Genomic DNA, 16,290 nt, shown 5'->3' with positions numbered 1-16,290 from the left:
GTTGTCAATTTCAACTGTTGGTAGTGATCAACAACTCATCTTGCCTATAAACAAAAAACGCTCCTTCTTTTTCAAAAACAAGAAACCACTCGCCTTCCACAAAGGCAAGTGGCTCTCATTTATTTTAATTGCTGATAAGAAATCAATCGATGAATATGGACTGCCAAGTATGTCAGTTCATCATTCGGAATGACGTTTCCGTGCACCTGCTTGATATAATCCTTGATTTTGAAAGCTACATCCATTGCTTGCGGATATAAATTAGCAATTTGCTCAAATAATTCATTCTCCTGATTTGCCAGCAATTTATCAGCGTAAAATCTTTCAACGAAAAATTTAACGTGTGTGATAAATCGGCTGTAGTGGATATTTTCTTGATCTAATTTCATGTTTAATGTGTAACGGACAAGGTTGACAATGCTCCCGATCATTTTTGCATTTTTCATTCCATCTTTTGACTCTGTCTCTTCACCTAATGCATTGATTAAGTGGAACGCAATATTTGCCGCTTCCTCTTTCGGCAATTGGATCCCAAATGTTTCATTGATGAGCTGAAGCGCATAATTCCCTGCCTCAAACTCTTCCGTATAGTAGTTTTTAATTTCCCAGTAGACGCGATTCGTAATATTGATGTTCTTTTTATAGCGCTCTACTGCAAAATTCAAGTGATCCATTAATGTGAAGTATACACCGGAATTTAGCTTTGTTTTTAATCTTTCTTCTGCATGCTGAACAATTTGCTGGGTCAATTCAATAAATTCTTGCGGAATTGAATCCAACAGTTGGAGAAATTCCTTTGCCTTCATATTGTCTACTGGCATAAAGACTTGATCAGCCTGTTTTTCTTCAATCATATTCCCAGGTTTTCGTCCGTAACCGATGCCCCTGCCGCATAAAACCATCTCCTGTCGGTTCTGATCTACAGCCAGTACCACACTCGAGTTTAAAACTTTTTTTATTTTAAACATCGCCATCACCTTTTCATGAATGCGGTTTTTTAGTCTAATACTTCTCCGTTTGTCTCAATCACTTTCTTATACCAGTAGAATGAATCTTTACGTGAGCGCTTCAATGTCCCGTTGCCATCGTCATCTTGATCAACATGGATAAATCCATATCGTTTGGACATTTGAGATGTTCCCGCACTAATAATGTCAATGGGTCCCCAGCTGGTATATCCAAAGAGATCAACACCTTCTTCAATGGCTTCTTTCATCTGACGGAAATGCTCTCTGAAATAGCTAATACGATAGTCATCATGGATCGATCCATCGCTTTCGACAACATCTTTCGCACCCATGCCGTTCTCCACAATAATGAGAGGTTTTTGATAGCGATCATACAATTCAATGAGCGAAATCTTTAAGCCGACCGGATCGATTTGCCAACCCCAATCTGTTGACGGCAAATATGGATTTTTCACACCGCGAATCGTATTGCCATCTGTTTTTTCCAGACCCTCCTGTGCAGATTCTGTCAGGGACATATAGTAGCTAAACGAAACGAAGTCTACCGTATGTTCTTTTATAATGGCAAGATCGTCCGCTTCCATCTTAATATTGATATTTTTTCGTTCCAGCATGCGTTTGATCAATGGCGGATATTCGCCAAACACTTGAACATCTGCATAGAAATAGTTATCAAGGTTTTGCTTCAGTGCGCGTTCAACATCACTCGGATGGCAAGTGTGCGGGTATGTCGTGAGTTTCGTTAGCATACATCCCACCTGACTGCCGGGAATGATGCGATGACAATCTGCAGTCACAAGAGCGGATGCCACAAATTGATGGTGCAATGCTTGATAAACCGTTTCTTCTACTTTCCCTTCAGGACAGCGATCAGGAATGATTCCCGCTGTAATGAAAGAATGGCGATGTATACTGTCAATTTCATTAAAGGTAAGCCAGTATTTTACGACATCTTTATAGCGTTCAAAACACACATTGGCAAATTTCACAAAGAGGTCGATCACTTTTCTTTCAACCCATCCGTTGTATTTCAGACTAAGTGCTAATGGCATTTCATAATGTGACAGAGTCACGATCGGTTCAATGTTATGTTTTTTCATTTCTTGAAACAGACGATCATAAAACTGAAGGCCTTTCTCGCTAGGCTCTGCTTCTTCTCCTGTCGGGAAAATTCGGCTCCATGCAATCGATATACGCAATGTTTTAAAACCCATTTCTGCAAAGAGAGCCACATCTTCTTTATAGTGATGATAAAAGTCAATCCCTCTGCGCTTCGGATATTTTTTTACGTCCGGGTCTTTCATTGCGCGTTCAATGTTTTCAGAAGAAACAGCAAGATGTCCTTCGTAATCTTCAACACTCAAATTCGAACGGTACATGGCAATATCAGCAACAGACGGTCCTTTTCCATCAACATTCCAGGCTCCTTCTGCTTGGTTTGCGGCAATCGCACCGCCCCATAAAAAATCTTTTGGAAATCCTTTTGTTTTTGTCATCATGATTACCCTCCTAATTGTGTAACAACCATCAATGTATCTTGACGATTAACCTCTTTTAATTGCGTGACTTTTATATCATATTGATCCGTATTCGTAATAACTGCTAGTGTAACTGGATCATAACCTGCTTCCTTAATTTTTTCCAGGTCAAATTGAATGAGCAGATCACCTGCTTTGACTTTGTCTCCTGCTTGAACCAAAGGTTTAAAGAACTTGCCCTCTAGCTGAACGGTGTCGATCCCAATATGGAAAAGAACCTCAACTCCGTTTGCTGTTTTCATGCCGAGCGCATGGTTTGTTTCAAAGAGAAGGGAAATCTCGCCGTCTACCGGTGCATATAGCTCACCCTTTGAAGGAATAATGGCAATTCCTTCTCCCATTACCTTTGAAGAAAATATGTCATCTTCTACATCAGATAGTGAAATCATTTGACCGATGACTGGACTTTTGAACGTCTCATCTGCGCCAAGTTTTTCAGCGAAAGCACCTGGCTCTGCTTCTTTTTCCGTTTCTTCTGTCTTTCGATCCTTTCCTAAAATAAAGGCAGCAGCAAACGCAACAGCAAATGAGATGGCAAAACCAATCACTGCGAACATGAAGTTGCGTGGAAGCTCGTCAGATATAAACATCGACATACTTGCAAGACCAGGTCCAACAAGAACAAACGCTTGAAGTCCGACAAGTCCAATGAAGATGCCGCCGATGAAAGAACCGATCATGACACTGCTGAGCACACGTTTATTTTGCAGTGTCACCCCGTATAATGCAGGTTCGGTAATGCCAAAGAATGCGGAAATTCCTGCAGAAATGGCAGTTGAACGAAGCACTTTATCTTTTGTACGAAGGGCAATTGCGAAACACGCTCCGCTTTCGGCGATATTGTGTGCAAGTGATGCAGGCAAGTAAAGTGCTTCTTTTCCGAGATTGCCCATTGTTGTTACAGCGTACGGCACCATCGCTTTGTGCATCCCTGATGCAACCATAAATGGAAGAACCGCTGCAAGGATCGCAACTGCAATCCAGCCTACTTTATCAAACATAGCAAGGATGAGTGCTGTGAAGCCTTGCCCTGCTGTAAAACCGATTGGTCCCAACAGCAGGAGAGTGATCGGAACTGTAATAACCAAAGACATCATCGGTACGAAGAAGATACGAATGGGTTTTGGCGAAATACGAGTAAACCATTTTTCCATCTGTGCATACAACAGGACAGATAATATCACCGGAAACACCTGATAGGCATACGCAATATTTTTCACATCGAATGAAAATAATTGAGCGCCTTCTGTCAGCATCGCCGTCATGTTTGGCAGAATAAGAGCGCCGACTGCCGATAATGCAACAAGCGGATTCACTTTTAGTTTATTGGCTGTCGTCACGGCGACTAGCAATGGCAGGAAGTAAAGCGGCGCATCGCCAACCATATTTAAAATCTGATACGTTTGCCCTTTGGCATCAATGAATCCGAATAACGAGAAGAGGAGGAGAAACGATTTTAAAATCCCTCCACCCGCAATGGCTGGAACAAGCGGTTGAAAAACACCGACAATGAAGTCTAATAGTACAGTCCCCACTTTTCGCTTTTCCTTCGGCTGATGGGAAGACCCATTTTGTCCAGAAAGTGCTCCGCCGAGAAGGCCGGTCAATTCCTCATAGACTTCGATGACATCGTTTCCAATCACGACCTGGCATTGGCCCGACATACGGACAGCGATGACACCTGGTGTTTTCTCAAGCGCCGGTACATCCGCCTTGTTTTGATCAATCAATGTAAAACGGAGTCGTGTCGAACAATGCTCCAAGTGGGCAATATTCTCTTTACCGCCGACATGCTGCAATACGTCTCTTGCTGTTTGTATGTAATTCACTGTTTCTCCCCCTTTTCTGAAACATTAGACCTATATTTAGGCAATAAAAAAAGGACCTAAACCGACAAATTAAAAAATTTATCGGTTTTAGATCCTGCCTGCATGACCAGTCACATGTCTAATTTATCAATATTGGATTTGATTAAAGTATATATCGGTTTTATGAAAGCGTCAACATTTATTTTATTTTTTTCAGAAAGAAGCAAATTTCCTGGTCAAATGGCCTATAGTTGTTTCATAATAGCGATGATAAACATCTTCATGCATCCTCAAATTGCGCGCCAAGATTCCATGGTTAAAAACATAAACTACACGCTTCGAATTTATCTCAATAATTGTCCGCAGCAAAGCATCATCCGACACAGCTCCACAAGCAGCGAGAAGTAACGAGCACATTCTAATTCTCTTCCATCTCGAAAAACATTGACTTCTCCTGTTCAATATTTATGCTTTTTAGTTGCCAAATGGAATTCGTTCAACAACCTCGTAACCACTTCTGAACCGACCTTGCTCATGTCGAATCCCTCTTTCCCTTTAAGATGTTATCTATTATTAAAATGATCTCATCACATATGTAAATTTTTGCAATAACCTTTTGTCTATTATGTTAAACATCAAAAAGCCTTGGTAGCGCTTGTCCAAGGCCCGTAATTTGAATCTAAATATTCGATACTTCATATATTCGTTTAAGTTCTGAAAAGGTTATTTCAATTCCTACCTTTTTCAAGTGATCCTTCCGCTGATCATACAGTTTTTTCAACATTTTTTCTTTCTCCTCATCTTGGCCATAATGAATAAGACGATGACAGTGTGGACATAGGCTTACCAAGTTTGCCAGTTGATCTAAGTCATATTTGAACCCCTCTTGCTTGGCGATAGGGACAAGATGATGACACTCAACATAGGGCATGTTAGTAGATTTAGAGATAAAAGTTCTGTGGGTATGGTCAATTTCACAAGTATAGTTAGAAAGCATCATAGCTTTTGAGGCAAGACTTGCATTTCTTGTCCAGTGCCTTTGACCACCTTGATTAATGATTGGTTGCGGACGTTTTCTCTTTTGACTGACTTCATATCCCACATTCGTATTCTCGGATATGATGAAGGTTTGAGCCGCTATCTGATACTCCTCTTCGTTAACCCGGTCTTCTAAAAATTGGCCGTCTTCCTGCAACAGAATAAAATCATTAAACTGTTCTATCGATCGATTTCCAATAAGACCTTCTATTTCTTTGTATGTAACTAATAAAGCTTGTAAATCGCTTATGATATCTTCAGAACTTGGAAAATTGCTTACATCATAAAAACGACCACATACATGTCCTAACTCATACCCTCCGCAAGATCACCTTCGCCCTTTAAATCGATATTTGAAAGATCGATTTTATGTTCTATTTTGATACACCTCTTTATTCAGTAGGACTTTATGCAAGAAATGGAACTTTCATATAACATTATAAGCCTCTCCTGGGTTGGAGAGGCTTATGTTTTTAGATTTTTATTTATCTTTTTTGACGAGTACAGCCACACACTCACTTATGTGAAGATTGGCTACTTTCTTAGATCTATATTCAAACAGCTAATTATTATTAAATACCTTTTAAAAAATCCTCCGACTCTGACTTTTTTAAAGATATTAATTTCAAAACGACTTTATCTCAACTCATCATCCAAAGGTACAATGACTTCATCTAATGTCTTTTTCCATTGACGTTTGATTTCTGGTCTATATTTCAATGGTTTTGCATCTGGATGTACGGCTTTATACTTATCAAATTGCCCACTATTGTTGATTTTACTTATATTAGGAATAGAATTTATTCCTATCACATATTGAATTGCAGATAAATGCAGCTCATCTTCTTCTACAAACCACGTATTCGCAAATTCATGAATCGCTTTGTCACGTGCTTTAGTGAAAAAGCTTCGTTTCACTGCAAGAATATCTTCCTCTGCATCTATTTCATTGGCATCAATAGCATTTAACATCTTGCGGTATACGCCTTTAACAATTTCTGATTTCTTCAGTTTTTGAAGGGCATTTTCGATCTCGTCGCGGATGTTCTGATTATTGGCCGAGTATGTTTCTAATAGTCGGTCAATATAAGTTGAGTCAATATCATAGATCTTAACTGCATTTTCCCCATAAAATTCAATGTCTGAGAAATCTGGTCCCGGTCCATCTTGGTTTCCTTCATCTTCGAGTGAACCCTTAACCGTGTTATATATACCAATGTATTCTTCTAAGGTTTTCACCTGTTCTTGAAGTGCTGGTGATTTCTTCATATCATCGTTGTAGTCATTATATGTAACTAAAGCTTCATATGAATTGTTTAGCTCTTGAAATGCTTTCACGAACTCAATTCGGGTTTCAAGAGATGTGTTCTCATCAATATCGGTTGGATTTGGAACTAATGTAGTTAGCGCTTTGTGAGCCTTTTTAAAGCGCTTCTTCGATTCATCATAAGTCGGATAAACAAGACTAGATTCCTCTTGTGCTTGCGAGTATAACTTCGTCGCATTCTTTACATTTTGCTCCATTGTTGAAGGTTTCCTAAATGTCACAACTAATCCTTTTGTCTTTCCTGGATAAGTACGATTGGTTCTAGAGAAAGCTTGAATCAAATTCGCATAACTTAAATTTCGATCCACAAATAACGTTTGAATCGTTGGTGCATCGAAACCAGTCAACAACCGATCGACAACAATGACAAGGTCAATTTGTTTACCAAATTCTTTGAACTCTGCTTTCTTACGAGCTAACCGATTGTTAATATCACCATTATATCGTTCAATATCTTCTATCGACCAAGCAGTGTGATAATAATCATTATATTCCTTAATAATCTCTTTCATTTCATCTTGAATTTGTTTAGAATTGTCTTCGTTTTCTTGAATCGAATAGGTGATTGCAATTCGTGGAAAATCCGGATCTTCAATCGTTCGTCCCGTTCGGATCGGATGTCCAGCAAATTCTTTCGTCAACCAATCTGAATCTTTCATCATTTCCTTGATTGCCCGATAGTAGCGCTTCGCCATATCAATGGAACTAGTTGTTAAAATGGCAGACTTTTGCGGGCGGCCGTTTTGGAAATCAAATTTAGTATAGGCATTATCCGGCCTGAAAATCTTATGAATAACTTTTTGAATATGATCATCACTTTCAAACGAAGAAGGTTCAAGATATGCTTCCTTTTCTGTTCCATCCATTTGATCAATGATGTTATTTATTTCATCTGCAGTCAAATTGGCGTATTTTTCATTTTGACGCAGTTGATTAAAAATATAATTATTTAATGATGTTGGATCAATTGTATCTTCGTGCTCTACTTGAAACCCTAAAACAGCACCATCATCCAATGCATTTTTAATGGTATAGGTGTGTAAAACTTCTCCATATTGATCCCGAGTGGTACGAGCTAATTGACCTTTAGCCTGTTTTTTATTCTCGTTAAATATCGGTGTACCTGTAAATCCAAACCAAGTTGAATTTGGGAAGAATCCCTTAATGACTTGCATCCCTTCTGCACTTAACGCACGATGGCATTCATCCACGACAAAGACAATATGTTGCCCTAGCAGTTTCTTAAAGCGCTGAGTACCTTTTTGCTCCTCTTGCCTTTGGGCATAGCGCAAGGCAGCTTCTAATTTTTGACGAGTGGTAATAATCACTGTATTGGAATTGGCATCAGACTGTAGAGTATCACTTAACTCCTTCGCACTTCCAGTTCCGACAATCAAGCTATTCGATATTGCATCACCAGAAGAAATACCGGTATTAAACTCGGAAGCAAACTTGGTGAATTCTGTCGTTGTTTGATTGTCTAAGTCTTTTCGGTCAATCAGCATAATGGTACGATCTACTCCTGCTTTGCGAGCTAATAACTTCGTAGAAACAAAACTTGTCAACGTTTTTCCTGAACCAGTCGCATGCCAAACAAATCCGGATTGATGTTTCATGGCAGATGTAAACAAGGCTTGAATCGCATGAATTTGATACGGCTTTAATACTATTACAGCTTTGTTGTCTTGATCCTCACTTACAATTGTATAATCGGCAATCAATCGATGTGCATCTGGAATATTTAAGACTTGTTTTACAAATTCATAAAGATTTTCTACTTTTCGATTGTCCTTTGTGCGCCAGCTAAAGACAAATTTCTTGTGCATGTCTTTTGGCATCGCATTAGCAAAATAGCGAGTCGTTTGTTCATTGGAAATGACAAATAACTGAAGAGTAGAAAAGATATTATTTCTAAACATCCCTTCTTCTGAGTATTTCTTGATTTGATTAAAGGCTTGAAATACACCGTCTTTGGCACTGACCTTTTTCAATTCAATTTGAACAATTGGCAATCCATTAATTAAAAGTGTCACGTCAAATCTGCGATCACGACCATCAAGGTTTGCTTTTTGTTTTGCAATCTGATGAACAACTTCATATGTAGAGATTCCGCCACCTATATCTTGGTTAGAATACAGCACTAAAGACATCGAACCTAAAGAGACATCTTCACGTTCAATCGTAATCCGAGCAATTCCATTTTCCCCTTTGAGCCATCTAGCAGCATCAAAGGGAGTCTGTGTTTTCGATAATAACTCTGTCTTTATTGTGTCAAATTCCTTATCAGTAATTGGATGTTCCCCAATTTCTGATAAGTTATTTTGCGTAATCTTTTGACGTAAATTCTGCCATAGGTCTTCTTCCGATTTTAAATCAGGACGATAATTCCACTGATTGTGCCCTTCCCCCAACACTTCAATCAGGCGACGTTCTACTTGAGCTTCATCTTTATGCGGTATCTTTGTCATGATTCTCTCTCCTCTATTCGGCTTAGACAAACATCTTTTGTAGGAATGCTTTTTTGGTTTCTTTTAAGGTATCTAGTTCACATTGATGAAGGGCGATTGTGTCGTCTAGTTGTTTGAAAAAGTTACCTATTTTTAACTGTTCATTATGAGAGGGCACTCGGAACTTTAGGGTTGAAAAGTCACTAAAGCTAATGCTTTTCCCATCACGGATACCATAGGTAACTGCCTCTAACCTTTTAATAAAAGTATCACTAGCTAAAACACATCTCCAAAATAACGAATAGTACATTTCTTTATTTTTAAAATCTAATACTGTATACGCGGGTGAAGTTATACCTTCGATATTAGAAAATGCAAAACCTCCTTGAAAAGAACGAAGATGGATAACAAATTGTCCAGGAAGTACCCTCTTGTAATTTTTTGTAGACTTTACATCATAATTAATATCAAGTCCTGTTTCGTCCCTATAAACCATTCCTTTTTCTTGAGTAGCAGAAAGAACCGGAAGATTCGAATGATTTTTATCAGACACAGAGTAAAATATTTCATCAGCCTTACGCTGTTCCCATTCCCCAGTAAATCCCGGGAACCGAACCTCCGGCACAGACTCCCCTTCTTTTGGAAACATTTTTTGCAAGAATCCCTGTTTTGTTTGTTTGAGGGTGGTTAGTTCTTGCTGATGAAGAGCGATCGTGTCGTCTAGTTGTTTGAAAAAGTTACCAATATTTTTTTGCTCATATAAATTAGGTAAAAGTATTTTATATGGTTCAACGTGCTTATTATTGATTTGTGGAATTGTTGAAGTATCTGCTATTTTAAATAGCCCTGTTCTATCAATCAACGTATAAAGAAATTCTCCATTAATATTTCTTGGTTCTAATGCCATCATATTGGTATCCATATATCCATCAGTTCCTAAAATCCGCACCTTATTTGTCATAATGGCAGCACCTCTTTTGGGAAAGATGGTACTTCCTTTTTTTATAGTATGATATTTAGCATGGATAGCGACTTTCATTTTTGAATCCAATAATTCTCTTGTAGAGTAGTTTAGATCATCGACTTTTATATAGATCTCTCCATTACATTTTTGGGTTTCAACAAAATCAGAAGGTGTCCAACCAGATTTAATTTCTACTAATTCTCCTAACTTACGCTCTTCCCAATCTCCAGCAAATCCCGCAAATCGAAGCTCTGGTACTCGCTTATTTTCCACGATTAAACACCTCTAACGCACCCTTGATCCAGTCAGCATTTTCTTCATCATATTGTAGCGAAGAAATCATGTCATATAGGCTAGACTCTAGTTCTGCTTTTTCTATTCGAATATCTTTAATCTTTGAGCCAATTGCAGCCATATCAATAGGTTCTTCTTCTTCAAAGGTATCTACGTATCGAGGGATGTTCAAATTGAAATCATTCTCCTTGATTTCCTCGAAAGTTGCAACGTGGGCATATTTCTCGACATCTTCTCGTTTCTTATACGTTTCGACAATCTTATCAATGTTTTCTTTAGAAAGTTTATTTTGGTTCTTTCCTTTAATAAACTCCTTACTTGCATCAATAAATAACACATCACGAGTGCTGCGGTTTTTCTTCAAGATGATGACTGTTGTTGGGATCGATGTCCCAAAGAATAAGTTTGCTGGCATGCCGATTACAGCATCAATGCTCCCATCTTCTAATAATTTCTTACGAATCACACCTTCTGCAGCTCCACGGAACAGGACCCCATGCGGTAAGACGATGGCCATTGTTCCCGAATCTTTCAAATGATAGAACCCATGTAAAAGAAAAGCAAAGTCGGCTTTTGATTTCGGCGCTAACTTTCCGTAACGATTGAAACGCGAATCATCTATGAATGTAGTATCTGCAGACCATTTTGCAGAGTATGGTGGATTCATAAGGACGGCATCAAAAGTATAAGGCTCATCTGTCGGCCAATCTTTATTCAATGTATCCCCATTGCGTAACCGCATATCTTCTTTATTAACACCATGCAAGATCAAGTTCATCTTCGCTAGATTAAAAGTTGTTGTGTTTAGTTCTTGCCCATGATATTTCACACTATCTGGATAATTAATATAGTTTCGAATATTCAACATTAAAGAACCAGATCCCATCGTTGGGTCAAATACGCTAAACAATTTTTTGTCTTCTTGACCAATCGCGGCAATACGAGCCATCATGTCAGATACTTGATGAGGGGTGTAAAATTCCCCCGCTTTCTTACCAGCCTCTGAGGCAAATTGACTAATTAAGTACTCATAGGCATCCCCAATAACATCACCATTATGTTCTATCACATTGACATCATTTAGTTTCTTCAGTACTTCAGTAATGGTAATGTTCCGTTGTGGATCATCCGACCCCAGTTTTTTCGATTTCAAATCCACATCATCAAACAGACCGTTAAATTGGTCATATTTCGTAGACAAATCGATAAATGCCTTATTCAAGTCATTCAGATGAAACGTGTTTTGTTTCGCTTGGTTGGCTAATACACTGAATAAATACTTTGGTTCAATATCATAGCCCAATGTGTCGACTAACGTTTCAATCAAGTCATTTTTTATCTCTTCATCTGCCAAGGATTCCATATACAATTGAGTTTGTTTGTCTTGTGTGTTGTATTCTTCTAACGATTCACCCGCTATTTCTACTACTTTTTCTAATAATTTATCAGATAAATATTTGTAAAAGATTAAACCTAATAAATAGTTTTTATATTCTGATGCATCCATTTTACTTCGCAAGTTGTCTGCGGCACTAAAGAGTTTTGAGTGTAATTCAGCCATGGTTGTGTTCCTCACTTTTTCTATTGTTGGTCTAATTGTTTTAATACTTCTAAAAAAAGTTTCTCTTCAAGTTCTGCTTGCTTCTTTGCCAAAGCTTGACGCTTTCTTAAACAGAAATAAGCTTTTCCAATTATCCTTTGCTTCTCAATACTTGGCAACTTGATTTCCAACTCTTTCAAAATCGCTGGAGTTAATTTTGGCACAGCACTTCCTTGCATCGAAATTGCCATTTGCCTTTTCATTGCGTACGATTCATTCAACGCATAACATAAATAGCTACGATCCAATTCATCATGTTCGATCATGAGTTTCGCAAAATTTTGATTGATGATTTTCCCTCGGTTTAAGTTACTCACTATTCCAGCTTTGGAACTAACAAAGCTGAAAACAACGTCTCCGGCATTGCTCAAATAGCTTTCTTTATGATTTGAATGTCCAGCATCAAAACTAGCTTGTGAGTCTAGAAATGAGCCATCTAAATCATTCATTAAATCCTCATATGTATAAGCAACTAATGTATGATCATTTTTAACGTTGCCTCTAGAAAGGTTTCTTCCTATCTTAACCGTTACAATATCTTCAAGTTTCATATCCCACCCTCATCGATAGAGTATTTCTTTAAAATTACTTAATCGAATTGCAATTTGAATCATATCACTCAAAAAATACCCCGTCAACAATTTATCATGTAATTTTTTCGAATTACACTAAAAAAGACCAGGATAAAATCCAGGCCTTCAAAAAAGTTATCAAAGAGCAACATCAAAAAGATTAAGTCTTTGAAGAAGAAAAGAAGTCATCTGCAAAGTTTTTAAACTATTAGGTACAGTTTAATCAACTGCACCTTTTAAAACCAACTTCGTCACACACTCCACATGGCTCGTATGCGGAAACATATCAACAGGCTGTACCTCACGCGTCACATACCCGCCATCCTCCAGCACCCGCAAATCGCGCGCCAGGGTTCCCGGGTTGCAAGACACATACACAACCCGCTTCGGCTTCATCTCAATAATCGTCCGCAGCAAAGCCTCATCGCAGCCTTTGCGCGGCGGGTCAACCACTAGCGTGTCAGCCGCAATGCCTTCCTCATACCACTTCGGAATCACGACCTCAGCTTCGCCAACTTCAAACTCAGCGTTCTCAATGCCATTCAACTCAGCATTCCGCTTCGCATCCTCAATCGCTTCCGGCACAATCTCAACGCCGTACACTTTCTTCGCCTGCTTCGCTAAAAACAGCGAAATCGTGCCGATGCCGCAGTAGGCGTCGATGACGGTCTCTTCGCCGTTCAATTCGGCGTATTCAAGCGCTTTGTCGTAGAGCACTTTCGTTTGCTCAGGGTTGACTTGGTAGAACGATCTAGCGGAGATGGCGAATTTGATGCCGCCGATTGTGTCGTAAATGTATTCTTCTCCCCAGATGACCGTTGTTTCGTCGCCGAAGATGACGTTTGTTTTTTTCGGGTTGATGTTTTGGACGATCGATTTGACGTGCGGGAATGCCGCGGTGATCTCTTCGACGATTTTCGCTTTGTGCGGGAAGTCGTTTGTCCTTGTGATGAAGACGACCATCATTTCGCCTGTGACGGCGCCGTATCTGACCATGATGTGTCTGAGCCAGCCTTTGTGGCGTTCTTCGTTGTACGCTTTGATGCCGTATTTGCCGCAGATCTCTTTAATCGCTTGAACGACGCGGTCGTTTTCCGATTGCTGGATCAGGCATTCGTTCATGTCGATGATCTCATGGCTGCGCTGCTGGTAGAAGCCTGCGATCAGGCCGCCTTCTCTTTCGCCGACAGGGACCTGCGCTTTGTTTCGGTAGTTCCACGGGTCTTCCATGCCGAGGGTCGGGTGGACGGTGATCCGGCTTAAATCGAGCTTGCCGATTCGCTCGAGCACGTCTTTGACTTGCTTCTGCTTGTAGAGAAGCTGGCCTTCGTAATTGATGTGCTGCAGCTGGCAGCCGCCGCACTGCTTGTAGATCGGGCACGGCGCGTCCGTGCGAAAGCGGCTTTCTTCTTTCAAGTCGATGAGGCGGCCGAAGGCGAAGCCTTTTTTGACCCGGGTCACTTTAATCTGCGCCTTTTCGTCAGGCAGCGCGTTCGGCACGAAAATCGGGAAGCCGTCGACTTTGGCGACGCCGGCTCCTTCGTGTGTTAAATCTTCAAATACGACATTGTAATATTCATTTTTTTGAACGGGGGCTTTTTGTTTCATCTTTTTCACCTGCTATAAGAAAAACTTGGCCAGCTCTTTAGACCAAGTTCAATCATCCAATTTTCTCGCTTTTTCTTTTGACATGACGACGTCGATATGGCGGTAGAGGTTTTCGAATTCGCCCGGCAGTTCGCCGCCGTATTCGCCGTCAAGGTTTAGGAGCATTTTGTCTTTGACCGTCACTTTGACGCGGTTCGCTTTCGTATAGATGATATGCTCGTCATTGATATGTTCGCCGCGGAGGGCAAGTCCGACAAGTCTGATGAATTCGGCGAGGTTTGCCCGCTTTAAAATGACGAGGTCAAACATGCCGTCATTCAAGCTTGAGTCGGGGGCGAGCTTCTCAAAGCCGCCGACGGAGTTCGTCAGCATGACGAGAAACAGCATCACTTCTCCTTCAAACAGCTTGCCGTCGTATTCGATTTCGACCTCGGTCGGCCGCAGTGAAGGAAGGAGCATTTCCATTCCTTTCAAATAATAGGCAAGATGGCCGAGCATCGTCTTCAATTTGCTTGGTACGTCATATGTCAGTTCTGTAAGGCGTCCGCCGCCGGCGATATTGATGAAATATTGGCCGTTGACGCGGCCGATGTCAATCGGACGGGCTTCTCCCTCTAGTATTGTGTCAACCGCCTTTAAAATATCCTCGCGCGGAATGCCGAGCGCTCTCGCAAAGTCATTCGTCGTTCCGACCGGAATGACTCCGAGCTTGGGGCGGTGTTCCAACGGCGCCAGTCCGTTGATGACTTCATTTAATGTGCCGTCTCCTCCGGCCGCAACAATCAAGTCAAATTCCCGCTCAGCGGCGTGTCTGGCGGCCTGTACGGCATCCCCTTCCCCTGTTGTCGCATGGCATGACGTTTCATAGCCTGCCTGCTCGAACTTCTGCAGAACTTGGGCAAGGTTTTTTTTGAAGATTTCTCGTCCGGAAGTCGGATTGTATATGATTCGTGCACGTTTCATGTTTTCATCATCCTATTAGAGTATCCGTATCATTTCTTTACCAACAACCTTTAATTATACTAGTTGTTGAAAAAATCGCAACAAAATGGGTATCATCATTTGTTTAATTTTAGATAAAATATCCTAATTAATGGTAAAAAAGACTTTAGGATCTAATTGATGTAAAATAATTAATATTAAGAAAAAAGGAGATGTTGCTGTGAAAAAGCCCGTTTATTTTAACCATGACGGAGGCGTCGATGATCTCGTCTCTTTATTTCTGCTATTGCAGATGGAAAATGTCAAATTGATCGGAACATCCGTCATACCGGCGGATTGCTATTTGGAGCCTGCTCTCAGTGCCAGTCGAAAAATCATTGACCGCTTCGGTTCGTACCAGGTCGAGACTGCGGCATCCGATTCGAGAGGGGTGCACCCGTTCCCGAAGGAGTGGCGCATGCACGCCTTTTATGTCGACGCTCTGCCGATTTTAAATGAAAAAGGCGAAGTCCGGACTCCGGTGTCAGAACTGCCCGCCCACCTTCATCTGATTGAATGCGTGAGGCAGAGCCCCGAACCGGTGACACTGCTGTTTACCGGCCCGCTGACAGACTTGGCGAGGGCCCTTGAGGAAGAGCCGGCGATCATAAAGCACATTGCAAAGCTTGTCTGGATGGGCGGCACCTTCCTTGAGAAAGGAAATGTGGAAGAGCCTGAGCACGACGGGACGGCGGAATGGAACGCTTTTTGGGACCCTTACAGCGTGAAGACGGTATTCGAGAGCGACATTCAGATCGAAATGGTCGCGCTTGAAAGCACGAACCAGGTGCCTTTGACAAACGAAATCCGCTCCCATTGGGCGAGCCTCAGAAAGCATATCGGGATCGACTTTATCGGCCAATGCTATGCGATGTGTCCGCCGCTTGTCCATAACGAAACGAATTCGACATACTACCTTTGGGATGTGCTGACGACGCTGACGCTCGGCACAGTCGATATGACACGCTCGCGCAGCATCAAGGCGGTTGTCCATACACAAAGCCCGCGCCAAGGAACGACAGAAGAGCATCCTGACGGCAGAATGGTCAAAGTCGTTGATCAAGTCGACAGGGATCAATTTTTTGCGTATTTTGAAGAGTTGATGAAAAGAGCCGACCGCATTCCATCTTTATAAAAGGAGACTT

At 40.9% G+C, this 16,290-nt stretch carries 10 protein-coding genes and 1 pseudogene; 1 reads left to right on the top strand and 10 read right to left on the bottom strand.

The genetic code is table 11. From position 1 onward, the window contains the following. Positions 1–119 precede the first annotated feature (119 nt). The 10 genes and pseudogenes from TRNA_RS25240 to TRNA_RS25195 all read right to left on the bottom strand — a co-directional run bounded on the left by TRNA_RS25240 (position 120) and on the right by TRNA_RS25195 (position 15,127). Positions 120–968, bottom strand: a complete 849-nt coding sequence (locus tag TRNA_RS25240) for a PRD domain-containing protein (RefSeq protein ID WP_003179649.1) — start codon at positions 966–968, stop codon at positions 120–122. A 29-nt stretch (positions 969–997) separates the two neighbouring features. Continuing rightward, positions 998–2,464: a glycoside hydrolase family 1 protein gene (locus TRNA_RS25235; protein WP_011197632.1), complete on the bottom strand. Its 1,467-nt coding sequence runs from the start codon at positions 2,462–2,464 to the stop codon at positions 998–1,000. Between the two features lie 5 nt (positions 2,465–2,469). Beyond that, entirely contained in the window at positions 2,470–4,335 is a 1,866-nt protein-coding gene (locus tag TRNA_RS25230; RefSeq protein ID WP_011197631.1) for a beta-glucoside-specific PTS transporter subunit IIABC, read from the bottom strand. Positions 4,336–4,993: 658 nt separating this feature from the next. After that, a pseudogene (locus tag TRNA_RS44050) lies at positions 4,994–5,715 on the bottom strand (MrcB family domain-containing protein); the annotation flags it as partial. A 273-nt stretch (positions 5,716–5,988) separates the two neighbouring features. Beyond that, positions 5,989–9,147 (bottom strand): type I restriction endonuclease subunit R, encoded by a 3,159-nt coding sequence (locus TRNA_RS25220; RefSeq protein WP_011197629.1) that lies wholly within the window; start codon positions 9,145–9,147, stop codon positions 5,989–5,991. Positions 9,148–9,169: 22 nt separating this feature from the next. After that, positions 9,170–10,363 (bottom strand): restriction endonuclease subunit S, encoded by a 1,194-nt coding sequence (locus tag TRNA_RS25215; protein ID WP_011197628.1) that lies wholly within the window; start codon positions 10,361–10,363, stop codon positions 9,170–9,172. Next, complete coding sequence (locus tag TRNA_RS25210) at positions 10,353–11,945, bottom strand: type I restriction-modification system subunit M (RefSeq protein ID WP_011197627.1); 1,593 nt, start codon at positions 11,943–11,945, stop codon at positions 10,353–10,355. The genes TRNA_RS25215 and TRNA_RS25210 overlap by 11 nt, the downstream gene beginning before the upstream one ends. Positions 11,946–11,965: 20 nt before the next feature. Then, positions 11,966–12,535 (bottom strand): restriction endonuclease subunit S, encoded by a 570-nt coding sequence (locus tag TRNA_RS25205; protein WP_011197626.1) that lies wholly within the window; start codon positions 12,533–12,535, stop codon positions 11,966–11,968. Between the two features lie 240 nt (positions 12,536–12,775). Further along, entirely contained in the window at positions 12,776–14,164 is a 1,389-nt protein-coding gene (gene rlmD / locus TRNA_RS25200) for a 23S rRNA (uracil(1939)-C(5))-methyltransferase RlmD (protein ID WP_011197625.1), read from the bottom strand. Positions 14,165–14,212: 48 nt separating this feature from the next. Beyond that, positions 14,213–15,127 carry a diacylglycerol kinase gene (locus tag TRNA_RS25195; protein WP_011197624.1) on the bottom strand — a complete coding sequence of 305 codons (915 nt, stop codon included), beginning with the start codon at positions 15,125–15,127 and terminating at the stop codon, positions 14,213–14,215. Between the two features lie 199 nt (positions 15,128–15,326). Here TRNA_RS25195 and TRNA_RS25190 point away from each other — a divergent pair, with 199 nt between their 5' ends. Continuing rightward, positions 15,327–16,280: a nucleoside hydrolase gene (locus TRNA_RS25190; RefSeq protein ID WP_011197623.1), complete on the top strand. Its 954-nt coding sequence runs from the start codon at positions 15,327–15,329 to the stop codon at positions 16,278–16,280. The last annotated feature ends 10 nt before the right edge of the window (positions 16,281–16,290 follow it).

Source organism: Bacillus licheniformis DSM 13 = ATCC 14580 (genome assembly GCF_000011645.1).
In the GTDB taxonomy this organism is placed as follows: domain Bacteria; phylum Bacillota; class Bacilli; order Bacillales; family Bacillaceae; genus Bacillus; species Bacillus licheniformis.
This window is presented reverse-complemented; position numbering and strand designations above follow the sequence as displayed.